23 protein-coding genes, 2 tRNA genes and 1 riboswitch are annotated in these 26676 nt (G+C 66.7%); of the genes, 17 read left to right on the forward strand and 8 right to left on the reverse strand.

All coding sequences use genetic code 11. The features are described from left to right. Positions 1–69 precede the first annotated feature (69 nt). Positions 70–4809 carry a beta-propeller fold lactonase family protein gene (locus tag L6Q96_02945; protein ID MCK6553535.1) on the reverse strand — a complete coding sequence of 1580 codons (4740 nt, stop codon included), beginning with the start codon at positions 4807–4809 and terminating at the stop codon, positions 70–72. A 388-nt stretch (positions 4810–5197) separates the two neighbouring features. Here L6Q96_02945 and L6Q96_02950 point away from each other — a divergent pair, with 388 nt between their 5' ends. The 3 genes from L6Q96_02950 to L6Q96_02960 are packed head-to-tail and all read left to right on the forward strand — an operon-like array spanning position 5198 to position 8524. Continuing rightward, positions 5198–6379, forward strand: coding sequence for a mandelate racemase/muconate lactonizing enzyme family protein (locus L6Q96_02950; GenBank protein ID MCK6553536.1), 1182 nt, complete (start codon positions 5198–5200; stop codon positions 6377–6379). Between the two features lies 1 nt (position 6380). Next, a complete protein-coding gene (locus L6Q96_02955; protein MCK6553537.1) occupies positions 6381–8006 on the forward strand; it encodes an amidohydrolase in 1626 nt (541 codons plus the stop codon). Continuing rightward, the gene (locus tag L6Q96_02960; protein ID MCK6553538.1) at positions 8003–8524 is read left to right on the forward strand and encodes a GNAT family N-acetyltransferase; all 522 of its coding nucleotides are present in this window, start codon (positions 8003–8005) and stop codon (positions 8522–8524) included. The genes L6Q96_02955 and L6Q96_02960 overlap by 4 nt, the downstream gene beginning before the upstream one ends. Positions 8525–8641: 117 nt before the next feature. Here L6Q96_02960 and L6Q96_02965 read toward each other — a convergent pair whose 3' ends face one another. Next, positions 8642–8932 carry a hypothetical protein gene (locus L6Q96_02965; protein MCK6553539.1) on the reverse strand — a complete coding sequence of 97 codons (291 nt, stop codon included), beginning with the start codon at positions 8930–8932 and terminating at the stop codon, positions 8642–8644. A gap of 154 nt (positions 8933–9086) precedes the next feature. On the opposite strand from L6Q96_02965, the gene icd reads away from it, so the two are divergent. The 8 genes from icd (at position 9087) to L6Q96_03005 (ending at position 19455) form a co-directional block, all read left to right on the forward strand. Next, positions 9087–10472 carry an NADP-dependent isocitrate dehydrogenase gene (gene icd / locus L6Q96_02970; protein MCK6553540.1) on the forward strand — a complete coding sequence of 462 codons (1386 nt, stop codon included), beginning with the start codon at positions 9087–9089 and terminating at the stop codon, positions 10470–10472. A 25-nt stretch (positions 10473–10497) separates the two neighbouring features. Then, a complete protein-coding gene (locus tag L6Q96_02975) occupies positions 10498–11346 on the forward strand; it encodes a sulfotransferase (protein ID MCK6553541.1) in 849 nt (282 codons plus the stop codon). A gap of 397 nt (positions 11347–11743) precedes the next feature. Further along, on the forward strand, positions 11744–12739 hold the full coding sequence (locus L6Q96_02980; protein MCK6553542.1) for a glycosyltransferase: 996 nt from the start codon (positions 11744–11746) through the stop codon (positions 12737–12739). Further along, positions 12736–14238: a radical SAM protein gene (locus tag L6Q96_02985; protein ID MCK6553543.1), complete on the forward strand. Its 1503-nt coding sequence runs from the start codon at positions 12736–12738 to the stop codon at positions 14236–14238. The genes L6Q96_02980 and L6Q96_02985 overlap by 4 nt, the downstream gene beginning before the upstream one ends. Before the next feature lie 45 nt (positions 14239–14283). Next, the gene (locus L6Q96_02990; protein MCK6553544.1) at positions 14284–15201 is read left to right on the forward strand and encodes a class I SAM-dependent methyltransferase; all 918 of its coding nucleotides are present in this window, start codon (positions 14284–14286) and stop codon (positions 15199–15201) included. A gap of 89 nt (positions 15202–15290) precedes the next feature. Further along, a riboswitch (cobalamin riboswitch) is annotated at positions 15291–15477 on the forward strand. A 723-nt stretch (positions 15478–16200) separates the two neighbouring features. After that, a complete protein-coding gene (locus tag L6Q96_02995; protein ID MCK6553545.1) occupies positions 16201–16467 on the forward strand; it encodes an energy transducer TonB in 267 nt (88 codons plus the stop codon). Then, on the forward strand, positions 16464–18524 hold the full coding sequence (locus L6Q96_03000) for a TonB-dependent receptor (GenBank protein ID MCK6553546.1): 2061 nt from the start codon (positions 16464–16466) through the stop codon (positions 18522–18524). The genes L6Q96_02995 and L6Q96_03000 overlap by 4 nt, the downstream gene beginning before the upstream one ends. A gap of 7 nt (positions 18525–18531) precedes the next feature. Continuing rightward, complete coding sequence (locus tag L6Q96_03005; protein MCK6553547.1) at positions 18532–19455, forward strand: ABC transporter substrate-binding protein; 924 nt, start codon at positions 18532–18534, stop codon at positions 19453–19455. A 236-nt stretch (positions 19456–19691) separates the two neighbouring features. Here L6Q96_03005 and L6Q96_03010 read toward each other — a convergent pair whose 3' ends face one another. From L6Q96_03010 to rph, 6 genes are all read right to left on the reverse strand, one after another. After that, entirely contained in the window at positions 19692–20195 is a 504-nt protein-coding gene (locus L6Q96_03010) for a GNAT family N-acetyltransferase (GenBank protein ID MCK6553548.1), read from the reverse strand. Beyond that, positions 20188–20460: a DUF1778 domain-containing protein gene (locus L6Q96_03015; GenBank protein MCK6553549.1), complete on the reverse strand. Its 273-nt coding sequence runs from the start codon at positions 20458–20460 to the stop codon at positions 20188–20190. Before L6Q96_03015 ends, L6Q96_03010 begins: the two co-directional genes overlap by 8 nt. Before the next feature lie 61 nt (positions 20461–20521). After that, a tRNA-Arg gene (locus L6Q96_03020) sits at positions 20522–20595 on the reverse strand. 94 nt (positions 20596–20689) lie between these two features. After that, positions 20690–20763, reverse strand: a tRNA-Pro gene (locus L6Q96_03025). 76 nt (positions 20764–20839) lie between these two features. Continuing rightward, positions 20840–21457 (reverse strand): RdgB/HAM1 family non-canonical purine NTP pyrophosphatase, encoded by a 618-nt coding sequence (gene rdgB, locus L6Q96_03030; GenBank protein ID MCK6553550.1) that lies wholly within the window; start codon positions 21455–21457, stop codon positions 20840–20842. 6 nt (positions 21458–21463) lie between these two features. Further along, a complete protein-coding gene (gene rph / locus L6Q96_03035; protein MCK6553551.1) occupies positions 21464–22186 on the reverse strand; it encodes a ribonuclease PH in 723 nt (240 codons plus the stop codon). 141 nt (positions 22187–22327) lie between these two features. On the opposite strand from rph, the gene L6Q96_03040 reads away from it, so the two are divergent. From L6Q96_03040 to L6Q96_03065, 6 genes are all read left to right on the forward strand, one after another. Continuing rightward, positions 22328–23314, forward strand: a complete 987-nt coding sequence (locus tag L6Q96_03040) for a sigma-54 dependent transcriptional regulator (protein MCK6553552.1) — start codon at positions 22328–22330, stop codon at positions 23312–23314. A 38-nt stretch (positions 23315–23352) separates the two neighbouring features. Then, positions 23353–23793, forward strand: coding sequence for a response regulator (locus tag L6Q96_03045; GenBank protein MCK6553553.1), 441 nt, complete (start codon positions 23353–23355; stop codon positions 23791–23793). Positions 23794–23919: 126 nt separating this feature from the next. After that, a complete protein-coding gene (locus L6Q96_03050) occupies positions 23920–24978 on the forward strand; it encodes a DHH family phosphoesterase (GenBank protein ID MCK6553554.1) in 1059 nt (352 codons plus the stop codon). Positions 24979–24991: 13 nt separating this feature from the next. Then, entirely contained in the window at positions 24992–25492 is a 501-nt protein-coding gene (locus L6Q96_03055; GenBank protein MCK6553555.1) for an archaeosortase/exosortase family protein, read from the forward strand. Beyond that, positions 25489–26019, forward strand: coding sequence for a hypothetical protein (locus tag L6Q96_03060; protein ID MCK6553556.1), 531 nt, complete (start codon positions 25489–25491; stop codon positions 26017–26019). Before L6Q96_03055 ends, L6Q96_03060 begins: the two co-directional genes overlap by 4 nt. A gap of 167 nt (positions 26020–26186) precedes the next feature. Next, entirely contained in the window at positions 26187–26522 is a 336-nt protein-coding gene (locus L6Q96_03065; protein MCK6553557.1) for a hypothetical protein, read from the forward strand. Positions 26523–26676 lie beyond the last annotated feature (154 nt).

Genomic DNA, 26676 nt, shown 5'->3' on the forward strand with positions numbered 1-26676 from the left:
CTCCGCCCCCGCGCACCTTGCCTCGACAGAGCCGCCGCCATTGCGGGAGTCGCGGGACCGCCGCCCCGGCTAAGGCGGGTCCTGCAACGTGACCCGCACCTGGCGCACTTCGCTGCTCTGACCGGTAGTGTCGGTTACCACGGCGTCGTACCGGTATACCCGCGAGCGGCACGGGGCGGTGCAATCGGTTAGGATCGGAAAGCCAATGACCCCACTCGCGGTGGGCGGATCGATCGCCTCGCCGCCGATCTGCAGTCGCACATCGTTCTCCAGGATCCAGAAAAGCTGCCAGGACGACGCGTCGCCGTCCGGGTCGACGAAGCTGAACCGCAACTCGTAGGGCTCGCCGTAGTTGACGCTGCACGCGACCTGGCCCTTGCACGTGAACGACGTTACCGCCGGAGCCGTCGAGTTGACCTGCAGACACCAGCGCTCCAGCGTGCCGACGTCGCTCCCGGACCGGTCCGAGACATTCAGTCGCCACGAGCCTGCCAGGTTCTCCCCGCCGAACGCGGTCAGGGCATCGTTGGGAGCGAGACGACCCCCGAGGGCGGGTGGGTTGTCGGCGCAGGCGTCCTCGGCGGCCGCCGCGGCGGCGTCATCGAGCGTCGCATCGATGTCATCGTTGCTGCAGCCCAGACTGAGCGGCGGCACTCCGGGGCGGTCGATCAGCACCACCGTCGAGCCGCTGTTCTCGTGCGTCAGCGAAACCCGCAGATCGCCGACCCAGGTATGCCTGATGGCGAGCTTCACGTTGAGATTGTCGATGAACGTTTGCGTGCCGACGGTCAGCCGACTGTCGATTCCGGTCGGATCGTTATCGGGGACCTCGATCGGCGAAGAGATTGCGGCGCAGAACTCGCCGGGGCGGGGCGAGCCGGTCGGAGTCGGCGATGCGGCGCGACTACCTGTTGGGGTCGGCGTCGCCGTGCGGGTAGCCGTGCGCGTCTGGGTCATCGTCGGCGTGCGGGTGGGTGTGCGCGTCGGCGTAAACGCTCGCGCGTTGCCGAAGTCGACCTGCGCATACCCGCGCAGCACGTCGGTGATCGGTATGTCGGCGGGGTCCGCCGTCGTCTGGCGCCAGCCCGGCTGCTGCACTTCACGCAGGCGGTACGAGCCCACGGCAAGGTTGGCCAGGGCGTAACTGCCGGCGTCGTCCGTCTTCGTACACGGCTCGACGGCCTGGCCGCAGTCGACCTCCAGCCCGAGGAGCCCCGTAAGCATGCCGTCGCCGTTCGTGTCGATGTAGATCGTCCAGTCGCGCAGCGGCGTTTCCGCGGCGTCGAAAGTGCCGTCGCCGTCCGAATCTTCGAACTTCCGTCCGGCAATGAAACTCGTCGGCACCGGCGTCGGTGTCGGGGTGATCGTGGACCCCGGCGGGACGGTGCGTGTGGGCGTACGAGTGCGGGTGGGCGTGCGGGTGGGCGTGAAGGTGCGGGTGCGTGTCGGTGTCCGGGTCGGCGGCGGGGTCGGCGGGCGGGTTACGGTGGGAGTCGAGGTCGGGGTCTCGGTCGGCGGCGGTGTCCGGGTCGGAGTCATCGTGGGCGTACTCGTCGGGGTGGCGGTCAGGCTGCGCGGGCCGACTTCGGCGATGGCGATGTAGAGACCGGGATACGGCAACTGAATGGTATCGATCTCGCGCCCGGCCGCCGTGTCGATAACCGACACCCACGACGAGTTGAACCCCACCACGTACGCGCGTGTCCCGTCGGGGGTGAAGGCAAGGTGACTCGGCCCGCCGTACGTGGTGGGGATCTCGTTGCTCACCGTGTTCGCCGAGGCGTCGACGACCGCCACCTTGTTGGCGCCGACCTGGGCCGCGAAAAGGCGGGCACCGTCGCGAGTGAAGGCCAGTTCGTGGATGTTGGCGCTGCGGGTGCGCATCTCGAAAGTTCGACTGACCGTGTTCGTGCCGGTGTCGATCACCTTCACCGTTGCGTTCGAAGCCACATAGACCGCGGCCCCGTTCGGGGCGACGGCGAGAGCGAAGGGAGAGAACGATCCCACGGGCAGGAACTCGACGCGCCGGATCACCGTGTTGCTGCCGGTGTCGACGACGGCGACCTCCTGGACGAAATGCGGGCCGCTGGGACCGTAGGTCACGGCGACGTACGCCCGGCTGCCGTTGGGCGCGACCGCGATGTCGCTGACGTTGCTGCGCATCGGAATCGTGGCGACGACACCGCGGGTCGTGAGGTCGACCACGGAGACGTCCTCCGAGACGAAGTTGCCGACGTATGCGAAGCGCCCGTTCGGGGTCAGCGCCAGATCCCGCGGCCCGTCGCCGACGGTGACCGTGTCGATCGCGGAACGGGTCGCCGTATCGATGATCGTGAGGCTGTCCGAGCCCTCGTTGACGACATAAGCGAACGCTCCGTCCGGCGCGAAGGCCACGCCGCGCGGGTACTGCGGCAATGGGATCGAACCCGCAACCGTGTCCGTGGCCGTGTCGACGATCGTCAGTCGGTCGTAACTCGGGTTGGTGATGTAGGCCACCACTCCCCGGGCCCCCGGGGTCACGGGTGGCGCGGTGGGTAAGGGCGTGGGCGTTTCCGTCGGCGTCGACGTCGGAGTGTGGGTCGACACGGCAGTGGGAACCTCGACCCGGAAGGTAAGGCGGTTCGAGGTTCCCGGGTTGCCTGACGAATCGAACGCCGTGGCCGCCACAGTGAATTCGGTCTGCGTGAAGGTGCCCGCGCGCTTCAAGTCGACCCGGAACGGGTCTCGGCACATAACGCCGAGGCACTCCTGTTCCGGGTGTACGACCGCTTCGCCGGTGGAGACCAGACGAATTCGCCGCACCTCGACGTTGTCGCGGGCTATGGCGTCAACCCGGATCGATCCCCCCGCCGCAACGTTTGGCGGAGAGGCGGTCTCGATTCTCACCTCCGGGGGCGTGACATCGACGACGTCGATCGGCTCGGCCGTCTCGCCGCGCAGCACGACATTACCGTCGAAACTCGCCTCGACGCCAATTCGGATTCTTCCGGGGCGAAGCGCGGACAGTTCCACCGTGTGAGGCCCCAGTCTCGAGCTTCGGATCTCGACCGCGGTCGGATCGGACGCACTCCATGTGTAGTTCAGGAAGAGAGGGACCGGATAGGGTGCGATGGGCGAATCCAGATCGGCGTAGCAGGTGCTCCAGTTCCCCTGTTCCGGCGGGACAACGAGCCGCGGGGGCAGGCACGTGACCCGCAGCCGGTCGGCCAGAGCGACGATGCGTAAATGGTGCGGCTCGGCACTGGAAATCCCGACGCCATCGATTGCCGCCGCGTAGGTCCCGGGGGGCAGATTAGGAACGTCGACGTTCACGAGACCGGCGGCGGGAGCCCCCAGCGGCCGCAGCGCCAGCGTCGCGCCAATGCCCGAACGGTGCCTCAACGATAGCAGGCTCGGGCAGGTGCCGACACCGCGCACCTCCAGTGTCACGCTCTCGAAGGGTGTCGCCGTTCCCGAGCGCAGGGCGATCAGCTCGGGCTGGATCTTGGTTCCTATGACGTTCGAGGTTGTTCCCGGAATGCGGCGCGTCAGAGACAGCGCTGCGGAACCGCAGAGCGCCGGCTGATCGGCGGGCAGCCTGAACTCCATGAATCCGGCGCCTCCGGTCTCGGCCCCGACGTCGACGGTGCCGGCCCGGGTGCGCACGCGCAGCACCGTGGTCAGGGAGTCCATGCGCTGGCCCTCGACGCGTACGATACCGCCGGCGGTTGCCCATTGCCGTGGCTGGTTATCGGCCGTGCGGAAGGACACGGCGATCAGAAAGGGGGCGAGCGCCCCGCTGCTTTGCAGCACGGCCCCGGCGAGGAAAGAGATAATCGCGCCAATGGCTACGGCCGCCACCGGCAGCCCACCTCCGGCGGCCGTCGTCAGTCCGGCGGCGAGCCGCGTGATCGTACCGAGCCGGGAGCCGAGGAGGGCGATCGTCGGGGCGTAGGCGGCACCGTCGCGTGCCGCGGCGCCGTTGCGGAAGGCTCCGATGTCGGCCAGCAGCAGCCGCATTTGTTCGGGCGCGCCGGACGCCTCGACGGCGGCGTCGAGCCGGGCGGCAGTCGCCGCTGTGAAGGCGGGATCGGCGCGCAGCTCGGCGTATCGGCCGGCGAGATCCTGCCGGAAGCGTCTCAGGCCTTCGCGGACCAGGGTATGATCGTCGCCGTACACGTCTTGCAAGTCGAGAGCCTCGTATTCGCGTGTCAGCCGGTCGAGGAGGTCGAGCATGCCGGCGAAGGTGTCGGCAACGCCCATGGGCGTCGGTGCGGAGATGTCGGCGACGTAGGGGAAGCCCGCAAGGTCGCCGTCGAAGACGATCACTTCCGCCTCCCCCGGGGGGAGGTCGGGCACGATGACGAGGAGCGAGTCGTCGGCCGAGCGTTCGACGACCTCGGCGTCATGTCCGGCAATGGTCACGGTCTGGAGCCGCTCCGGTGGGCCCAGGTTTATGACGGTGATGCGCAGGGCTGAGAAGGGCACGATGCCCGCGGCAGTCGCCGGCGTCACGGCGGCGATCAGGGGCGCCGAGGGCGGTGTGCGGCAGTCATCGAAGAGGCACGATGCGGTGCAGGCGACGTCGGCGGCGGCGATCCGACCGTCGCGGTCGCAGTCGTCGTTACCGCAGGCACTGGCCCCACCCAGTCCACGCAAGGCGGCGACGACGTCGACCGCCGAGCGGGTCAGACTGCAGTTGGCATCGCCGCGCACGAAGCCGGTTTTCGGTTCCCCGGCGTGCGCGCGGGAAAGCGGAAGGGCGGTCAGGGCGACCCCGGCCAGTCCGGCCGCAACGCACGCCAGCGGGCGCAAGCTCGCGGGCGCCATCGAGACAGTATCTTCTGGATGCCGTCTGTTTGTCGAGCGCTGGGCGCCCCTCGCCCAAGGCCACGGCAAAGTCGTTGACGGAGGGTGTACACCAGGCCTGCCCCTCGATACACGGCCCAAGAAGACGGGCCGTTACTCGGGGCGAACGGTCTTGTGGTCTTGCTGAAACCGAAAAACCCGTTCGAGCCGAGTAGCCGCCCTCTTCTGGCGGCGTATCGAGGCTCTGTCAGCGACTTTGCCGTGGCCCTGGCCCCTCGCCGGAATTCGGTGCGCGACGCGCCATTCCCGCGAATGCGGCAATCCATGGGATCGTGGGTGGGTCCCGTCGCAGCGATCGGGCCGACCCCGTGGCTCGACAATGTTGCCGGAGTTTCGTAGAGGGCGCGGCATGGGCGACGGCGCGTCTCCAGTGGTCGAGCGGATCGAGTTGTTCCCGGTACACGTTCCCTTTCGCGAGGCCGTTCGCGAGGCAATGGCGCGTTCGGAAGGTGGACTCGGAATGGCGATACCCGCGGAGGAGCCGTGGACGGGCGGCGACTTCGTCATCGCGCGCCTGACGGCCGGCGACGGCTCGCAAGGAGTCGGCGAGGCCTTCGTGTGGTTGCCCGAAACCGGGGTCTCGCCCGCGCAGGTGACACTTGCGGTTAGCGGCGGCCTGGCGCGCTACGTCTTAGGCGCGGACCCGTTCGCCGTCGAACGTTTGCGCGCGCGCATGGACGCCAACGTCGCACGCAGCGAAGTCGCCAAGGGGCTGCTCGACATGGCGCTCTACGATCTGATGGGTCGGATTGCGAAACGCCCCGCGCACGACTTCATGGGTGGCCGTGGCGGCGACACGTTGCCGCTGGCGGCGCTCGTCCCGCTGATGGATGCCGGCGCCATGGCAAGCATGTGCGATGCGTTCAAGGCCGGCGGCACCTCCACCTTCCGGCTCAAGCTCGGCCGCGGAGTCGAGGCGGACCGCGCGATCGTTGCACGGGTGCGCGAGGCGGTCGGTACCGAGGTGCGGCTGCGCGTCGACTACAATCAGGCGTATACCCCGGACGAGGCCGTACGCGCCATTCGCGCGATCGCCCCGTACGGTATCGACTGCGCCGAGCAACCGGTGCGGGCCGGCGACTGGCTCGGCATGGTGCGGGTGCAGCGCGCGGTCGACGTTCCGCTCATGGCACACGAGGGCTGTTTCTCGTTCGCGGATTTCACCGCGCTCGTCGAACTCGGCGCCGTGCGGGTGCTGGGCGTCAACTCCGAACGGCCGGGCGGCATCACCCAGGCCTTGCGCGCCATCGACTATGCGGCGGCCAGAGGCCTGGGTACGGTGCTGCACAACCAGCCGCTCGGCATCGCCTCGGCGGCGCAGATTCACATCGCCACGGCGCGCGCCGCGGTGTTGGGCCACGCCATGGAGCTGTTCGGCCACATCATGCTGGAGGACGACCTCATCGTCGACCCGCTCGACTACTCGGGCGGCAGCGTTCGCGTGCCCGCCGGTGCGGGTTTAGGGATTACCCTCGACGAAGCCGCGCTCGACCGCTACACGGCCGCGCCGCCGGTCGCGATCGAGGGCTGACATGAACGGGGAAAGTCCTGCAATTCTCTACACGGGAGCGGAGATAATCACGCTCGAGTCGGACCGGCCGCGGGCCGAAGCGCTGGCGACGCTCGGCGATCGCATCGTTGCGGTCGGTACGGAGGATGCCTGTCGCGAGGCACTGGCGGCAGCATCGGCCGTCCGCCGCGTCGACTTGAGCGGTCGCTGCCTGCTTCCCGGGTTCATCGACACGCACCTGCATCCGATTGCGCTCGCCTATTTCGATCTGAACGCGGATCTGCGCGGCGTGCGCAGCATCGCGGCGCTGCAGCAAACGTTGCGCGCGGCGGCGGCCCGCCTGCCCGCGGGCGAATGGCTCGTCGGCCTGCAACTCGAAGATGCCGAGTTGGCCGAGCGGCGTCTGCCCACCAGAGTCGAACTTGACGCCGCATGTCCCGACCGGCCGGTGGTGGTTCTGAAACACGACGGCCACAGTGCCGCCGGTAACGGCGCGGCGCTGGCGGCGGCCGGCATCGATGCCCGCACGCCCGATCCACCCGGCGGCCACATCGAACGCGGCGCCGACGGCGCTCCCACCGGTCCGTGCCGCGAGAGTGCCGCGCAGCGCCTGTTCGGTGCCGTGCCGACGGTTGCGCTGGAGCGGCTGCAGGCGACTGCCCGGACGTCGTTTCGCCGCCTCTCGGCCCACGGGATCACGTCGGCCGGCGTGGTGTTGCAGACCGACGACGAGGGCCCCGGCGGTGCGGCGGGAAGTCTGGAATCGCTGGCAATGCAGTTCCTGCTCGACGACACTCCCTTTTCGACTTACGCGATTCTGATCGGCCGCAGCGTCGACGCCGTTCTGGCGGCGCGAGCGACGTCGCTGCACGACCCCGCCGCCGGGCGTCGGGTGGGAGGGTACAAAATCTACGCCGACGGCACCTTCGGTAGTTGCACCGCGAGCATGCGAGAGCCGTTTGCCGACCGGCCCGATACGCGCGGTTATCTCACGCTCGCCGAGGACGAGTTGTTCGAGCGCATGCGCGCCGCTCACGACGCCGGGCTGCAGATCTGCGTACACGCCATCGGCGATGCCGCCGTCGAGCGCTGCGTGGGGCTCTACGAGCGGTTGCTGGCCGAGCGGCCGCGCCCCGATCACCGCCATCGCATCGAGCACGCGTCGCTGGTGCCGCCGGAGACGGTGCCTCGCATGGCGCGTTGCGGGTTGCACGTCTCGACACAACCGCTGTTCATTCATTCGGAGAAGGAGTGGCTGCCGCGGCGCCTCGGTTATGACCGCGTGCGTGACGTGTACCCGCTGCGCGCCCTCGTCGACGCGGGCGTTGTCGTCGGCGGAGCCTCCGACGCGCCGGTCGAATCGACCGCGGTGCTGCACGCCATCGAGTGTTGCGTTACCCGCGAGGGATTCGAAACGCAGCAGGCGCTGACGCCGCTACAGGCGTTGCGGCTGTTCACGTCCGACGCGGCCCGGCTGCAGTTCGAGGAGCGGGAGAAGGGCACGCTCGCGCCCGGCAAACGCGCGGACCTGGTCGTGCTGAGCGCCAACCCGCTCGACACGGCTCCCGAACGCATTGCCGACATTCGCGTGTTGCGGACCGTGACCGGCGGCCGCGTCGTCTACGACCACGAAGGGAAGGTGGAATGACTGCCAGGGTGTCATCCGACTCGCCGCTCGCGGCGGAAGCGACAGGGCGGGAATCCGGTGTCCTCATTCGGCCCGCGCACCCCGACGACATCGAGACGCTGGTCTCCTTCGAGCAGGCCATGGCGCGCGAGACCGAGGATCTGACGCTCGATCCCGAGACGCTGCGGACCGGCGTGAGCAAGCTGATCGCCGATCCAACCCGTGGCCGCTGCTTCGTCGTCGAGGTGCAGGGCGAAGCGGTGGCGACGCTGGCGGTGACGCTGGAGTGGAGCGACTGGCGAAACGGCTTCTTCTGGTGGATTCAAAGTGTCTACGTCGCGCCGGCGCATCGTCGCAAAGGGCACTACCGGCGGTTGCACGAGTACGTGCGCGCCCGGGCCGCCGCCGACCCCGAGGTGTGCGGCTTGCGTCTCTACGTCGAGCAGGACAACCGAGCCGCGCAGGAAACGTACCGCGCCCTCGGCATGTTCGAAACCGCCTATCGAGTGTTCGAGCAGCCGCTCCGATCGGGGCGCTGAGCCCGCCGCCGTGGCGCGGCGATGTTGCGGTCGTCACCAACGGAGCGGCCCCCCCCCACCGTGCCGCCGCGACAAGAGCGTCTCCTCCGTCGCCGACGCGCGCGGAGTTCCGCCGTCTCAGCGGGCCCACCACTTCGGCCGGGCGTGGACGTGGTAATGGTTCGGGATCTGGCGCATGCGATCGTCGAAGAACCAGCCGCGGGGATACTTGAGGTCCGCGACTTTCGCGAGGGCGGCCTGCATCGCGGTGCGCTCCTCGTCCGTAATCGCCGCCCGATGCGCGCCGAGGACGGCCATCGGAACGTCGCACGAGTCGCAGTCGAGGATGACGAATCGGAACGGATCCTGGTACTCGGCGTACCACCGGGTCGTACGCGCGAGAGTGCAGAGTTCACAGGGACGGTCCATCGGCCTCTTCTCCTGGCGACGCCGGGTCGTTGCGGGCGCCGATCGGTGGTCTACACATTGCGGGCGCCTTAGTATAGGTTTCCGCCGGTCCGGCCCTGGCCGGCGCACGGTTCGCGTGACCGATTTCCAATGACGACAGGAGCACTGTGAACGCATGACGCAAGCCAACCCGCCCGCCGGCGACAGCATCCGTTGCACCAACGGTCGCCTCGAGGTCCCCGACCACCCGATCGTCCCTTTCATCGAAGGCGACGGCACGGGGCCCGACATCTGGCGCGCCAGCCAGCGCGTGTTCGACGCGGCTGTGGAGAAAGCTTACGCCGGCAAGCGAAAGATCGCCTGGCACGAGGTGCTCGCCGGCGAGAAGGCCTTCAATAGACTGCAGACCTGGCTGCCGGACGAAACCGTGCAGGCGTTCAGCGACTACATCGTCGGGATCAAGGGTCCGCTGACCACACCGATCGGCGGCGGCATCCGCTCGCTTAACGTGGCGCTGCGTCAGTTGCTCGACCTCTACGTTTGTCTGCGGCCGGTCCGTCACTTCGCCGGCGTGCCCAGTCCCGTGCGCCGGCCCGAGCAGGTCGACATGGTCATCTTCCGCGAGAACACGGAGGACATCTACGCCGGTATCGAGTGGGAGGCGCAGAGCCCCGAGGCGAGGAAGCTGATCGCTTTCCTGCAGCAGGAGATGGGGGTTAAGAAGATCCGGTTTCCGGAAACCAGCGCCGTCGGGGTCAAGCCGGTGTCCTTGCAGGGCTCGGAGCGATTGATCCGGGCTGCCATCGAGTACGCCGTGCGTCACAAGCGCCGCAGCCTCGCCCTGGTGCACAAGGGCAACATCATGAAGTTCACGGAGGGGGCCTTCCGCGACTGGGGATACGCGCTGGCCCGCCGGGAGTTTCGCGACCAGTCGGTCACCGAGCGCGAAAGCTGGATACTCGGTAACGTCGAAGCGCGGCCGGCAATCGGCGTCGAGGAGAACGCCCGCGAGATCGAGCCCGGGTACGATCTGATGCCCACGGCGCAGCAGGCGAAGGTCCGCGCCGAGGTCGAGGCCGCACTGGCCCTCCGGCCGACGCACGGCGACGGCAAGTGGAAGCAGAAGCTACTCGTCCGTGATGTCATCGCCGACATCACGTTGCAGCAGGTGCTTACCCGGCCGCGCGACTTCGACGTCATCGCCACCCTCAACCTCAACGGCGACTACCTGTCCGACGCTCTCGCCGCGCAGGTCGGTGGCATCGGCATCGCACCGGGCGGCAATATCAACTACGTCAGCGGGCACGCGATCTTCGAAGCCACGCACGGCACCGCGCCGAAGTATGCCAACCTCGACAAGGTAAACCCCGGCTCGGTGATCCTGTCGGGAGAGATGATGTTCCGGCACCTCGGTTGGGACGAGGCGGCGGACCGGATCGTCAAGGGTGTCGGAGGTGCGATCGCCGCCAGGACGGTGACGTACGACTTCCACCGCCTCATGGACGGCGCCAGGCTGCTCAAGTGCTCCGAGTTCGCCACCGAGATCATCGGACATATGTGAGCGCCGCTTCGGGGTACGCCGCGTCGTGATTGCCGAGACGGTTCTTGCGCAGCTTCGCTGGGTGCGGGTGAGCGATCCAAACGTGGATCTCTCCCGGTTCCCCGATTTTCTCATCGTCGGTCCGCAGCGGACCGGAACGACATGGCTGCACGCCAACCTGCGATTTCACCCGCAGGTGTTTCTGGCCGAGCCGAAGGAGCTGTTTTTCTTCAGCCGTCTGAAGACCCCGGACGACCCGCGCTTTCAGTCGAACAACCTCGGCTGGTACCTGCGGTTCTTCCGCGATCCGTGGTGGCGTTATCTGGCGAAGACCGCGATATCGCTGCGGCGCTACCGGCGTCTGTACCGGCCCCGCGTGCGCGGCGAGGCTACCGCCAGCTACGCGACGATCGACACCGATGTGATCCGCGAGATCGCGCTGCTTGCGCCCGAGGTCAAGGCGATCATGATGATTCGCGACCCGGTCGACCGGGCGTGGTCGCATGCCAAGAAGGATCTCGTCCGCAAGACCAGGCGCCGGGTGCGCGACGTTCCGGACGAGGAGTTCCGGCAGTTCTTCGTCCAGCCCTATCAGATCGGTTGCGCGCGTTACGTCCACAACTACGACCGGTGGGCAAGTCAGTTGCGCCCCGGGCACCTGCGCGCCTGGCTGTTCGACGACGTCCAGCGTCGGCCCGAGGCGATGCTCGCCGAGGTTATGGAGTTCCTCGGCGTCGACAGCGACCGGCGCTACATCGGCGACCTGGCCCGCGAAGCGGTCAACCCGACCGCGTCATCCGAAGTTCCGGAGCGCCACCGGTTGTTTCTGGAGGAGTTGTTCGCCGAGGATCTGCGGGCGCTGAAAGAGCGCTTCGGACTGAGTTGGACCCGCTGACCCCGGCGCGGTCCCGTGCGAAACGCACGCTCGACCCTCTTGCGATCCGAGGATGCGCGCGCCGCGCGCGTTCGATCCGCCGACATCGCGCGGTGATAGGGGTAGGCCTTGTGCCTGCCCCCGTGTCGGCAGATCAGGGCAACCACGAGGGTTGCCCCTGCAGGCAACCACGAGGGTTGCCCCTGCAGGCAACCACGAGGGTTGCCCCTGCAGGCAACCACGAGGGTTGCCCCTACTTGTCCCGGTGAAAGCCGGGAGCCCTGGATCCAGCGTCAGATGAAGGGCGGATGCCGGCTTTCGCCGGCGCACCTGGTAGTGCACGTGACCGGACGCGGGTTGTTTCCGACCCGGGCGCCGTCATAGAGTGCGACGGGCCCGCGCGGGAACGGAGGCGCTTATGCCCGTCCGATTCTCTGTCATAATTCCGGTTGGAACGGCGGCGACCCCGGCCGCCGTGCTGGACTCGCTCGACAGGCTGCGTTTTCCGAAGGACGAGTTCGAGATCGTCGTCGAGGCGGGCCCCAACCCATCGCGCAACCGCAACCGGGCGATCGCCAGGGCGGCGGGCGGCATCCTTGCTTTCGTCGACGACGATTGCGTCGTCGATCCCGACTGGCTGGACCGCGCGCACGCCTTTTTCACCGCCTACGAGCGCTACGACGTGGTCGGCGGTCCGCAACTGACGCCGGCCTCGGACGGATTCCTGGCCAGGGCATCGGGCTACGTGCTGGCGTCACGCTTCGGCGCCTACAGGATGGCGAGCAGGTACCGGCGCGGACCGTTGAACCTTGCAGCGACGGAAGTGAATCTGTCCTCCGCCAACATCTTCATCAAGCGGCATGTCTTCGAGCGTTGTGGTTTGTTCGATACCCGCCTGTGGCCGAACGAGGAAACCGAGCTGCTCTGCCGAGTCGAACGGGCCGGCGGGAGGATGGCTTACGACCCGGCGCTGGTTGTGTACCACAAGCGGCGCAGAGACCTCCGTGAGTTCGCCCGGCAGTGCTTCCGGTACGGTACCGGACGGGCGCGCCAGAACGCTCTCGTGGGTGTGCGCCGGCCCGGCGTGGGCGTGGTTGTGCCGTCGGCGTTTGCGGCGTACGTCGCATTGCTCCCGTTGCTGGGCACCGTACAGCCGTTGTTTTGGATTCCGGCCGCCGCTTACTGCGGTTTCAACTTGATCGCGTCGCTTCATGCCGCCTTGTCGTACAGGGACCGGTCGTCGGTGGCTGTTCTCCCGCTGCTGTTCCTGACGATTCATCTCGCCTACCCCATCGGATTCCTGCTGGAGTCCGCCCGGATCCGTATCTTCCACGGCCGGATCGGCGACGTCGACGCCGCCGCAGGGGATGGATTGGGTGCGGCCGTCGCGGCGGAACGGGGAGCCGGGCGATGAAGGTGATGATCGGCTACCCGCCCCTGGAGAGCGAGAAGGGGCAGGGGACGCTGGGGCAGAACCGGCAGTTCTCCTGGTTCAGTCATCCGTCCTACATTTACCCGATGGTCCCGGCACAGGCAGCGACGTGTCTTGCGCAGCAAGGCCACGAGGTGCTCTGGACCGACGCCATTGCCGAGGAATGGGAATACGGGCGGTTTCTCTCGTACTTCCTTCGCCAGGGCCCCGACCTCGTTGCCTTCGAAACCAAGACGCCGGTGGTCACCCGGCACTGGCGGATCATCAGGCAACTGAAGAGCCTGGCGCCGAGCACGAAATTCGTCCTGATGGGCGATCATGTCACCGCCCTGCCGGCGGAAAGCCTGCTCGCCTGCCCGGTGGACTTCGTAGTCGCCGGCGGCGACTACGACTTCGCGCTGCTGAGCATCTGCGATCACCTCACGACGAGGACGCCGTTGGAGGCAGGCATCTGGTTCCGGGACGGCGCCACCATTCGTTCCGGCGCCGCGCACGGTGCAGAAAAAAGGGACTACGATGCGCTGCCGCTCATCGACCGCGAGCTGACGCGCTGGGATCTGTACGGCGAGCACCTGTTCTACAAGCCGTGTACGTACACCATGGTGGGCCGCGATTGCTGGCGGCCGCGCTGCACGTTCTGTAGCTGGACGACGCTGTGGCCGCGCTTCCGTACGCGGTCGGCGGAGTCGCTGCTCGATGAAATCGGCCACATCCTCGACCGCTACCGCGTCAAAGAGATCTTCGACGACACCGGCACGTTCCCCGTCGGTGCGTTTCTGCGAACGTTTTGTCGTGGCATGATCGACCGGGGGTTCGCCCGTCGCGTGCATTTCTCCTGTAACATGCGCATCAACGCGCTGCGGCTCGGCGATTATCGGCTGATGGCCAAAGCCGGTTTCCGGCTGCTCAAGTTCGGAATCGAGTCGGCGAGCCAGAAGACGCTCGACATGCTCGGCAAAGGCACTTCCGTCGAGGACCTCGTCCGCGGCTGCAAGGAGGCCAAGGCGGCCGGTCTATCGCCGCATCTGACGACGATGGTGGGTTATCCGTGGGAGACCCGAGCCGAAGCGCAGGGCACCCTCGACCTCGTGCGCCGGCTCTTCGAGGACGGCTACGCCGATACGATCCAGGCGACGGTGGTCATCCCGTACCCGGGCACGCCGCTGTTCCGGCAGGCGGAGGCCAACGGATGGTTGAAGTACGGGCGCGACTGGGACACGTACGATATGACCTGTCCGGTCATGCACGCACCCTTCGACGACACGGAGGTCATGGACATGGTCAAGCGGCTGTACGGGTCGTTCCTGTCGCCGCGATTCATCGCACGCAAGCTTCTCTCCATCCGCAGCGCGGCCGACGTGATGTACTACGGGCGGGCGGCAAAGGTGGCGGTGGCCCACATGATGGACTTTCGACGGAGCGAACGGGACCTCGATGCGCCGCGAGGACCGGCACCGCCGGCGACCGCCGATGACCGCTAGTTGCGGGCCGGACTGAGATTGGCGTTCATCGGCGCCGCAGTCTCCATGGAAGACGAGCGTTGTTCGATCTGTCAGGCGGCTGTCCCGCCCCGAGTGGTGTTCGAGTTGCGGGCCACCGACGTCGACGAGCGGTTCTCGATTGCCGAATGCCCCGCGTGCGGTGTGCGGCGCACGCTGCCGGTACCCGACGACCTCCGGAGCTACTACGAAACGGAGCTTGCCCGGAGCATGATCAGCGCCCCGGGGCCCATCTTTGCCTGGCTGCGGCGCATGCTCTTGCGGCTGGAGGTGCGGCGGCTGCTGGCGTCGGACGAGCAAACATACCTCGATGTCGGCTGCGGCGCGGGCGCGGTGGCGTTGGCGCTTCACCAGCGCGGCCTTCGCGTCCGCGCGGCCGACGCCTGGGCGGCGCGGCCGCCTCTCCTCGCCGGCGCTCCCGCCGTCGTGTATCATCGACTCGACTTCGATCGCCACGAGATTTCCGGCTTACCGTCAGGGGATCGTTACACTGTCATCCTGCGCCACGTGCTGGAGCACTTGAAGGACCCGAGTGCATTCCTGCGTCGGTTGCAGGACTACGGTGCGCGCCGATTCTACGTGGTTGTCCCCAACAGTGGGGCGCTGGAGCGGCGCCTCCTTGGGTCTTACTGGTATCTCTGGGATCCGCCCCGGCACCTCTGGCATTTCGACGCGGAGTCGCTTCGCGCACTCTGCGACCGTGTCGGCCTGGAGGTTCGCGCCCTCGGCCACGACACGATCCCGAACCTGTTGCCGAGTGTGTACCGGTTGTTGCGGCTCCGCGGTTTCGGGGCGGCGGTGTGTGCGCCGTTCGGTCCCAAGAGCGCGCTGACCGCACTCTCCGCTCCGCTCAACTTCCTGCTGCCCGGCAACGTGGTCTGGCTGCTCGCGGAGGACACGCAACGGGCGCGCCCGTGCCGGCGTTTGCCCTGCACTCGGGGCTGAAGACCTACCCGAGCGGGCCCGGTGCGTGCTCCACGGAGTTCAAAGAACGGTTTCGTCAGCCCTCTTGACGCAGCGCGTGCTTGCGCGTATCGGTGCGGTCGCGATCGGGTCCCCGAGAGGGGTACCAAGGGAAGGGGGTGAAATTCCCCCGCTGCCCCGCAACTGTGAGGGAGGACGAGCGTCGCATGAAGCCACTGCCCGGCACCATCGGGTGGGAAGGCGCGACGCGAGGACGATCCCCAAGCCAGGAGACCTGCCTGATCGGTGAGCCGAATGCCTGCGCCCGGCGCAGGTCAACCTCCCGCGGGGGAGTCGGCGGCCGGTACCCGCGTTAAGCGCGTTCTCGTCCGAGCCTCGACACCCGTACGGGAAGAAGGCTCGTGTTGTATGCGGCGACGGGACGCGCAGCGCACTTACTTGCCCACTCTTGGCCGGAGGCCAAACGGCCTGATCGGTGTTTCTGTTATCGTCTCGGTGGGACTGCACCTCGCCGTCCTGGCCCTGGCGACTGCCGTCACTGTCCGCACCTCCCCAATCACGCATTTAGTTCCCATTGCGCTCTTGCCCGGCAGCGGGGCCGGCAAGACGACCAACGGGGGCGGCAGCGACCACCCGGAGAGTCGGCGCCCGGCTCCGGCCGCACAAGCCGAACCCCCGGCTGCCGCCCCATCCGCACCCGCCCCACCGGCACCCGCGGTCGACCCCGAGGCGTCGGAGCGCGCAATCCCCCGCGCACCGACTCGCCCGCGCCAGCGCCGGGAACAACCGCGGACCACGCTTGCCGCCGCCGTTACCGAGGCCGCAACCCGGAGTGCGGCGGTAGTGCACGAACTGGCCGCAGCCGCGGAGCGGTCGGATTCCGCTCCCGCCTCTGACCCAGCCCCCGCCTCGGGCACGGGCATTTCCGCGGGGCCGGGCTCGGGCACAGGCGCGGGCTCCGGGTCGGACGGGGGCGATACGCGGGCGCACTGCGTTTACTGTCCGGAACCGCGCTATCCGATGATTGCCCGGCAGCGCGGCTGGGAAGGGACCGTTCGCGTCAGCCTCGCTGTCGGCCGCGACGGCAACGTCCAGACCGCGAGCCTGCGCCAGTCGTCGGGTCACGGCACCCTCGACGAGGCCGCCGTCGCGGTTGCGCGCCGCAGCCGCTTCACGCCCCCCGAGACCAGCGGTCTCCCGACGCCACTGTTCGGCCATATCGAGTATCGGTTTCAACTCTCGCAGGCGCCGTGGTCGACGGCGCAGAAGGAAGAGAATGCCAGATGACGAACGCATGCGGTCTCCATTCGTCCGGCGCGATAATGATAATGCGGAGCGCGCCCAATCTGCCCGCCGCGATTATTGCCGCCGTGCTGGCAGCTACTTCGCCGGCCTGGGCGGACGAGGAACCGACCTCGCCGATGCCCCCTGCTGCAGGGGCGCAAGAACGCCCGCTCGAGACGGTCGTCGTCACCGCCACCCGCATTGCCCAACCGATCGAGGCGGCAACAACCTCGATCGACGTCATCACGGCCGACGATATCGAGAGCCGTCGCGCGGACAACGCGATCGAGGTTCTCCGTGACGTTCCGGGCGTCAATCTGGTGCAGCAAGGGTCCCCGGGTACCAGCGCGTCTCTGTTCATCCGCGGCGCCAACGCCGAGCAGACCCTGACCCTGCTCGACGGCGTCACGGTGAACAGCACCACACTGGGGCAATTCAACTACGGCACGCTGGTCACCGACAACATCGACCGCATCGAGGTCCTGCGCGGTTACGGTGGCACGCTATATGGGTCGGCCGCGGTTGGCGGCGTCGTCAACGTTCTCACTCAACCGGGCAGCGGACCGCCGTCGATTTCTCTGCGCGGCGAAGGCGGCAACGGCGGCACCCAGCGCTACGTCATGAACCTCGGCGGCAAGAAGGGGATCGTCGGCGTCAGCGGATCGGTAGGCTACGGCAGCTCCGGCGGTTTCCAGCCGGTCAACGACGATTACACCAACCTGACGAGCACGTTGCGGGTCGATGCCGACCTGGTCGAACGGGGCACGCTGCGCGGCTTTTTCCGTTACATCGACGCGGTCACCGGCCTCTACAACAACCTGTACTACCTCTCGCAGCCCGACCCGAACGCCCGCTTCAGCGACGAACTCTACCTCTTCAAAGGCGAATGGGAGCATCAGCCGCTCGACGCGTTCTCGTATCGCCTCTCCGGATACGTTACCCACGAGACCCAGGTGTACACCGACCCCGATCCGCCCTTTCCGGGCTCGTCGATCCGCTCCACGACGCCGACGCAAATCAACGACGGCCAGGCGCAGGCGAACTATTATTTCCGAAACATCGGTATCACTACGGCAGGTTTCGAGTTTCAGGAGCAACTGGCGCGGCCCAAATACCTCAACTCCGCCGCCAACGGCGGCACCGAATCGCAGAGCTTCGACGCCAGTCGATCCATGTACTCCGGTTACCTCCTGCAGCAGATCCTCCTGCTCGACGAACGCCTCATCGGTACCGGCGGATTTCGTGTCGACGCTTACGAGGGCTTCGGGGAAGAGGTCAGCCCGTCGTTCACCGCCGGCTACCGGCACGACTGGGACGATACCGAACGGTGGTCGACGCACATCAAAGGCTCGTACGCGGAGGGTTTTCGTGCGCCGACCTTCAACGAGCTGTACTTTCCCAACTACGGCAATCCCAACCTCGACGCCGAAACCAGTAGCGAGTGGGACGGCGGGGCCGAGCAGAATATCTGGGGCCCGGCGGTTACGGTCAGCGGAACCTATTTCTTTCGCCGCGCCAACCGGCTCATCCAGGGGGTCTTCGATCCGGCGACGTTCCTGTTTCAGGCGCAGAACGTCGGACGCGCCGACGTGCAGGGGGTCGAGACCGGTGTCATCCTCGCGCCGTTTACCGTTCTGGCCCAGGCTCCACCGCTGACCAACTTCACCTTGAAGGGCTGGTACACGTACCTCGACTGGGACGTGGTCGGCGGAAACGGTACACTGCTGCGCCGCCCGCACAACACCATGAGCGCAGTGGCGCGCTGGCAGTTTACCGACGCGTTCCGGTCCGACGACCGCATCGACATGACCGCGGCGGTGAACTTCGTCGGTAATCGCGCCGACGCCGACCCGACGACCTTTACGATCGCGACCAATCCCAACTACACCGTCGTCGACGGGGCCCTCACGTACAGCACTGCCGTACCCGAGGTGCCCTGGCTGGAGCAGATCGCGGTATACTGCCGTATCAACAACATGTTCGACCGTAACTACCAACAGGCACTCGGTTTTCAGGCGCCACCGATAAACTGGGTTCTGGGAACCCAGGTCACCTTCTAAGGGCGGGATGGGCCTGGGGAGGTTGCCAACTCGGGGGTCATGGGCCGTCGGCGTCCTGACCGGTTGCGTTGCCGTTGGCCTGGTTGGCGCACGGCTGTCGGCCGCCGAGCCGCAGCGGATTGTATCGCTGGCGCCGTCAATCACCGAGACGGTCTTCGCCCTCGGGGCAGGCGAGCGGCTCGTCGGCGTGTCGACATACTGCGACTACCCGCCGGAGGCGGCGCGGATAGATCGCGTCGGTTCGTTCCTGACGCCCAACATCGAGGCCATCGTCGCCGCGCGGCCGGACCTGGTTATTGGCATTCCGAGCCCGGGTAATCGCAACCCGGTCGAGTCGATCGAGCGCCTCGGCCTGCGTGTCCTCACGGTGGATCCCGAAACGATCGATCAGACCAAGGCGGCCATTCTCGCCATCGGCGAGGCTCTCGGCCGGGTATCGGCGGCACAGGAACTGGTAGCGCGCATCGATGCGGAGTTCGCCGCCGTCGAGGCACGCCTGACGGGCGTCGCGCCACGACGCGTCCTGATGGTCGTCGGTCACACCCCTCTGATCGCCGCCGGCAGGGGCACGCTGCAAGACGAACTCATCACACGCGCGCGCGGGCAGAATCTGGCCGGGGCGGCATCCGGGCGATGGCCCCACCTCAACCTCGAACTCGTGGTAGCCGCGGCACCGGAGGTGATCGTCGACACCAGCATGGGCAACGAGGAACGGGCGGGTTCTGCCGCCACCATGGAGTTCTGGCGGGCCTTCCCGACGATCCCCGCGGTGCGCAATCGCCGCATCTACGGATACGGTGCCTACGATGTCCTGCGTCCCGGTCCACGTATCGGCGCGGCGTTCGTCACCATGGCACGTTTCATCCACCCGGAGGCGTTCGCCGCCACCCCGTCGGCGGAAGCCAACACTCCCGCCGCAAGCGGACGGTAGGGCGCGCCACTGCGCCTTCGCGACGACCTCGCTCTCCGCCCCATCGTCGCCCTCTACTGTAAACCACCCCTACCCGACTGCCTCACTCTCATTGGCACAGAGGGCTGTCTTATCGAGCTTCGAGCCGAAACAGTGCGCGGCGAGTTTGTGAGCTTCGTCGAACACGGCCAAGTCCCAGCCGGCGACGCAGAGCTTCTCCTGTAGCTCCTCATTGGCACAGAGAGGCCCTCCGCCATTCAGGTCACGAACCGCCGGATCGTCTCGGCCGGCATGAACAGGGTCAGCGGATGCGAGGGGGTCGGCTCGAAGCCGAATCGCGCATAGAAGGCCGCAGCGGCTTCGTCCTTTGCATCGACGAACACGCCGATGCCTCCGGCGAGGTCGACAACCCGAGCAACTCGGTGAAGCGCCTCCACCAGGAGAACTTTTCCATAGCCGGCGCCCTGCCGTGCGCGGGCGACGGCGAGACGTCCAAGCCGAACCGCGGGGATCTGGTGTGGTAGCCGCCTGGCCCACTTCGCCGGTACGTGCTCACCGAGCATCTGACAGATCGAGATGGTGAAGAAGCCGAACACGGCTTTCGGCGCGGCGTCCTCCTCGTCCACCAGAACGAAGGTCTTGGAAATTCCTTTGCCGATGTGCTGCCGCGCGATCTGCTGAAGGTAGCGATTCAACGACTCTACCCCGCAGTCGAAGCGGCGGCGATCGTGGGTCGCGTCCAGCAGCTCGAACCTAAGCACGCACCGATTTCCGATGGAGGGCCTTGGCGGCCACCAGTGCTGCGTTCGGCCTGGGGGGGGTGTCGAGCAACTCGAAGATGCGTTTGGTCTGCTCGCGATTCAGGCGGATGATGGTTTCCCGCTCCAGGATCTCCTGTGCCTGGCGATGGGCTGCCTGCACCACGAAGCGATTGATCGACGCGCCCTCGAGATCGGCGGCGGCCTGAATGGTGCTTCGAATGCGCGAGGGAATGCGCGCCACCAGGCGTGACTTCTTTTCGGCCACAGCAGGCATGGTGCCAAGATGGCACCATGCCTGCCCGGCGTCAACCGGGCGAAAAAGAAAGCGCGCCAGGCCCGACTCGAACGGGCGACCTACGGCTTAGAAGGCCGTTGCTCTATCCACCTGAGCTACTGGCGCCCGGCTTGCTTCGCGCCCGCGGCGGCGGGTCGGGTACTTGGTCCCCCGTCTCGGAGGGACCGACCACGCCTACGATAACACGTCACGGTTCGTATCGGGGTGAGAGGATTTGAACCTCCGACCCCCTGCGCCCAAGGCAGGTGCGCTACCAGGCTGCGCCACACCCCGACAATCCCGCGTCCTGCAACTTCGGTCGGCTAACAAACACCCTGCGTCAAATCAAGCAAGTCCATCTTACCTCGTCTCACGGCTCAGTCCCGCCCGCGAGAAACGCGATCAGTGGCGGTCGGAGTGCGGCGCAGGCGCGGGCACGGTGACTGCGGGCTTGTTTCGCCTCCGGCGCCGCCTCCGCAAAGGTACAACCCAACTCGGGGTCGAAGAACACGGGGTCGTAGCCGAAGCCCCCACTGCCCCGGGGCGTCTCGGTGATGCGCCCTTCGCACACCCCCTCGGCCACCCGCGTGCCCCCGTCCGGCCGAGCCACAACGATCACGCATCGAAACCGCGCCGTGCGGCGCTCCGGCGGCACTCCCGATAGATCTGCAAGCAAGCGGGCGGCGTTCGCCTCCGCGCCCGTCCCCGGTCCGCCGTAACGCGCGGAACGAACCCCCGGCGCGCCCCCCAGAGCATCCACCTCGAGCCCCGAGTCGTCCGCCAGCGCCGCGTATCCCGTCCACCGCACGACCGTCAGAGCTTTCTTGGTCGCGTTGGCGACGTAGGTGGCGCCGTCCTCCTCCACCTCGGGCACGCCGGCGCAATCGGCCAGCGACCGCAGCGAGATCGGCAGGTCCCCCAGCAGGTCGGCGAACTCGCCCAATTTGCCGGGGTTGGTTGTTGCAATGACGAGAATCGGCTTCGCCACGGCAGGTTAGCGGTTCGTACGCAGCGTGCGGCGCTGCACCGCGGTGAGTTGGCGAATGCCACGTGCGGCAAGATCCGTGAGTCGGCCCAGGTCGGCGCGGCTGAATGGCGCCCCCTCGGCGGTACCCTGAACTTCGACCAGACCGCCGCTTCCGGTCATGACCACGTTCATGTCGACCTCTGCACCCGCGTCCTCCGCGTAGCAGAGGTCTAACAAGGGACGCCCGCCGACAATGCCGACGCTCACGGCCGCCACCGATCCGGCGAGTGGATCGGTCTTCACCGCCCCGGTCCGGCGGAGGTGTCGAACCGCCAGGGCAAACGCCACGTAAGCGCCGGTGATGGACGCCGTGCGGGTTCCTCCGTCGGCCTCGATCACATCGCAGTCGAGCCAAACGGTGCGCGGCCCGAGCGCCTCGAGACGCGTCACTGCGCGGAGACTGCGACCGATCAATCGTTGGATCTCGTGGGTTCGACCGCCCACGCGACCCCGCGCCGCCTCGCGTGGTATGCGCTGCCGACTCGACCCGGGGAGCATCCCGTACTCAGCCGTCACCCATCCCTTGCCGGTATCTCGCAGAAATGGCGGCACCGATTCCTCCACCGACGCCGTGCAGACCACCCGGGTTCGCCCCACTTCGACAAGAACCGAACCCGCGGCACTTCGCACGTAGCCAGGCGTCAGCCGTACTGTCCGCATCTCGTGTGGTTTGCGCCCGTCGTCCCGCATGCGAATCCCTTTCCGATCTGCAGCCCCATACCAGCCCCCGGACGCCGCTCGCAACTCCGCGCATTCACGAAGCGACAACAAATCGCCGCTTGCGCCGACTCCGAAAGGCTGTTAATTTTTTAACGCACGAAGCGAGAATGCATGGAGAATCTGCTGGTTAAAGGCGCGCACCCGGTGATGGAAAAGATCCTCAGCATTTCGCAGAGGGTCGCCGTCACCGATTCGACCGTCCTGATCATGGGCGAAAGTGGCACGGGAAAGGAATTGATAGCGCGCTTCATTCACAGCAACAGTCGGCGCGCGGCCAATCCATTCATTGCCGTCAACTGTGGCGCGATACCTCCGGACCTGCTGGAGTCGGAGATGTTTGGCCACGAGCGAGGAGCGTTCACCGGCGCGGTCGGCGCGCGTATGGGCCTGTTCCAGTTGGCCAACGGCGGCACGATCTTTCTCGACGAGATCGCCGAGATGAGTGCGAATCTTCAGGTCAAGCTGCTGCGGGTACTGCAGGAACGGGAGATTCGTCCGGTCGGCGCGGATCGCACGATCAAGGTCGACGTTCGCGTGGTCGCGGCCACCAACCGCGACCTTGCGACCGAGGTGGAGAAGGGCAGGTTTCGCGAGGACCTGTTCTATCGCCTGCAGGTGATCCCGATCGTTATTCCACCGTTACGCGAGCGGCGCTCGGACATCCCGCTGCTGGTGCAGCACTTCCTGGAAAAACACAACGCCCAACGCCCCGGCCAGCCGACCCGCATCGCCGACGATGCGATGGTCCACCTCTGGGAGTACGACTGGCCCGGCAACGTCCGTGAACTCGAGAACCTCATCGAACGGATGGTGGTGTTGAGCGACGACGGTGCGATCCGCGTGGAGAGCCTGCCGCCAAACATCCGATCGTTCATTTCGGACAAGAAGATCCCGCGGCCGACACTCACGGACGAAGGCATCGATTTGAACCAGGCGGTGGAGGAGTTCGAGTATCGGTTGATTGACGAAGCGCTGCGGCGCACCAAAGGCAACAAGCAGGCGGCGGCGCGGTTGCTCGGGTTGAAACGGACCACGCTGGTAGCCAAGCTCCGGCGCAAGACTGGTGTGGCCGGACCGACGACGGGGTACGTCCTCTAAAGCGGGCTTCGCGCGGCGCGGAAATGGAACGACCCATCATGGACAATCCGAAGGGGCACATTCTGATCGTCGACGACGACCCACACGCGGTGGAAATACTGACCCGCATGCTCGGTCGAGAGGGCTACAAGTGCGTGGGCGCATCGAGCGGTCGGATGGCATTGGAGAAGCTCAAGCAAGAACCCGTCGACGTTATCCTGTTAGACGTCATGATGCCGGAGATGGACGGGCTTCAGGTCTGCCAGCGCTTGCGCGAGGACGAGGCCTTACGCCAGATTCCGGTAATCCTGCTCACCGCCAAGGACGACATCGACACACGGTCCAAGGGCATGATGCTCGGGGTTAGCGAGTACCTCACCAAGCCGATCAACAAGCGCGAGTTGTTTACGCGCATCCAGGCTCAGGTGCACGCCCGCGCCCTCGGGCGCAAGTTGAGCGAAACGGCCGTCGCCGTCGAAACGTCCGATAAATCGGAGTGATCTTCCGAGGCCACCGGCCCTACGAGGTGTCCCGGAACGCGTTGTCCCGGGTCCGCCCTCGTGTTACTAAACGCCCTCTGCGCAACGGCGCGGCCACCCGTGTGAGCGGATGGCATACCGAACGGCATGCAGCTCGCAAATCCCAGCACTTATCGGATCGATCTCGAGGGGACGCGCGCCCGCCTCGCGCAACTGCACGAGGTGACGGATAGCGCCGAGCGCATCGCTCTCCTGCTCCAGGACGATCCGGACCCCGACGGCATTGCCAGCGCCATCGCGCTGCGCACCGTGCTGGGTCGCAATCGTGCGACCACGCCGCTGTTCGCCTTCGGAGAAACCACGCGGGCGGAAAACCTCGCCATGCTGCGGCTCCTCGACGTACCGATCGAACCGGCCGACACCGAGACCCTGCGCGGCTTCGCGTGCGTGGCCCTGCTGGATGTGCAGCCGGCCTATTTCGATAGCCGGCTGCCGCAGGCCCATGTCGTCATCGACCATCACCCCAGGGTAAGTCCTGTCGAGGCCAGCTATTGCGATTTGCGATCGCAGTACGGGGCCACCTCGACCATCCTCACCGAGTATCTGGAGGCCGCCGCAGCCGACGTCAGCCAGCGCCTGGCGACCGCGCTGCTGTACGGAATCAAGAGCGACACGCTCATGTTGAACCGGGAAACGGGTCCGGCGGATCTCCGGGCGTTCATGTCGCTGTATCCCCTCACCAACTACAGCATACTGCGGCGCATCGAACGCCCCGAACTTCCCCTCGCCTTTGCCGACTTCCTGGCGCGGGTTCTCCCGCGCGTACGTAAGCGCAACGGATTGCTCACGTTGCACGTCGGCAAGGTGGAGCGGGAGACCGTGATCCCCCAGCTTGCGGACTTCTGCATGCAGTTCGAATCGACGGAATGGGTAGTGGTCTCCGGTAAGTGGCAGGGAAGCGTTGTTCTGTCGGTTCGTAACCCGGGGTACGTTCGCAGCGCCGGCGACGTCGTCCGCAAGCTGTTCGCCGGCATAGGCCGTGCCGGCGGGCACAGATCGATGGCCAAGGCCGTGGTCCCGCTCCGTCACTGGCGCAGTGCCTTCGGCTCCACCCAGGATCGGCACATAGGCGAACACATCGAGGCCGCCTTCCTGCGCGAGATTTACGGGAGTCCCGCGGCGCTGGACGCCGGAGTGCAGGCGTAGAACGGGAGCGCCAATGGGGGCTGACGTAGCAGGCGGGCGGTGGCCCGCGGGGTTGGTGTTCGGATTGCGGTTCTTCGCCTGTCTGCTCGGTTTCAGTGTCCTGTTCTGGGCCTTCAGTCTTCACGAACAACTTGGCCCCTTGCAGCGGGCGATCGCTGCGGCGTCCGCGGTGGGAGCCCGTCTCGCCGGCGGCGCGGCCTTCGCGCAAGGCGAGGACGTCGTGGTCAATGCAATGGTGATGAATGTGAACCACGAGTGCACGGGGATATTCGTCTTCGTGCTGTTCGCAAGTTTCGTCCTCGCCTATCCGGCTAAGTGGTCGGCCCGGCTGGTAGGGCTGGCCGTCGGCCTGCCCCTGTTGTTCGCAGTCAATGTGTTCCGCCTGGCGACACTCGCGCGCATCGTCGAAATCTACCCGCAGGCGTTCTTCTACTTCCACGAGTACGTCTGGCAGGGCATCTTCATGGTCTTCGTGTTGGTGGGTGCGCTCGCATGGGCGGAGCGGGCGGAATGAGCAAGATACGCTTCCTGGCGGTCTTTCTGTCGGTCTTCGCCGTGCTGTTGGTCGTGTGGCGCCTGACGCCTCTGGCGCAGTGGTACACCGATGCCATGATCGCCGTCGGGAGCATCGCGGGCCCCGCTCTGCACGGCTGGGTTCTGCGGCCTCCGTCGCAGCCCGGAGGCGCTCCGAGCTGGGTGCGCGGCGGCGACCGAGTCGACCTCGCCATCCAGTTCGACGCCCTGGCGGTTGGAGTGGTTCCTCTCCTCGCCCTGCTCGCAGCCACCCCCGGGCTGGGAGCACGCCGGCGGGCGATCCTCATGGGCGTCGCCTGCATCATCAACGTGCTGATCGACGGTCTGATCGTCGCCCTGTTCCCGTTGCTGGTTTACTACAAGAATGCGTTTACCGACGTCATCGGGACTTTCCTCGGCATCGTCGCGTTTGTGGGCGCGCCGGTGATCATCTGGTTCGCCCTGACGTTCCGCGAGCTCAAGCCCATGCTGCCGTCGCTTCGTCCCCGCGTGCGCGCCACTTCGTAAAGGACAGAAATCGCCCGAACGCGCTTGCATCTTCGGCGCCGTCCGTGGATATACTTATATATATGGATCGCTCACCGACATATGAAGGCACTGCACAGCCGGGTAAGACGGACCAATGACGACAACAAGCCGGGGGCACACCGGCGCAAGACCTTTAAGGAGATCGTATGCGAAATCCTGAACTGCGCCTGGAAGATCTCGTGACACGCGGTAAGCGCGGACGGGAAGAAACGAAACTGATGAACGTCAAGGTGCCGGCGACCGTCCTCGCGCGCATCGACCGGGTTGCCAACAGTCTCGGTGCGACCAAGACGGAAGTCGTCATTGCAATTCTCAACGAAGGGCTGGACTCGGCGGAATCCGAGCTCAAGGGCTGGCGGCCGCCGCCGAAACCGTCGATACCAAAGGAACGTCGTTGCTCGGTCAAGGGGTGCGAACGCGAGCGCGTTGCCAAGAGCCTCTGTGCAACACATTACCAGGCGCAACGTCGTGCCCAGATCTGACTTCCCCCCTGCCGCTCGCAAGCGGCATTCCTGGCGACCGGCCCTCGCCGCCGTCGCAGTCTTCGGCGGCATGTTGACATTCGGCAGTTGCGGCGGGGACGACCTCCTCATCGGCACCAATATTCCGCCGACGCTGATTCCGTTGACCCCGACG

The sequence above is a fragment of the Candidatus Binatia bacterium genome, assembly GCA_023150935.1.
GTDB lineage: Bacteria > Desulfobacterota > Binatia > HRBIN30 > HRBIN30 > JAKLJW01.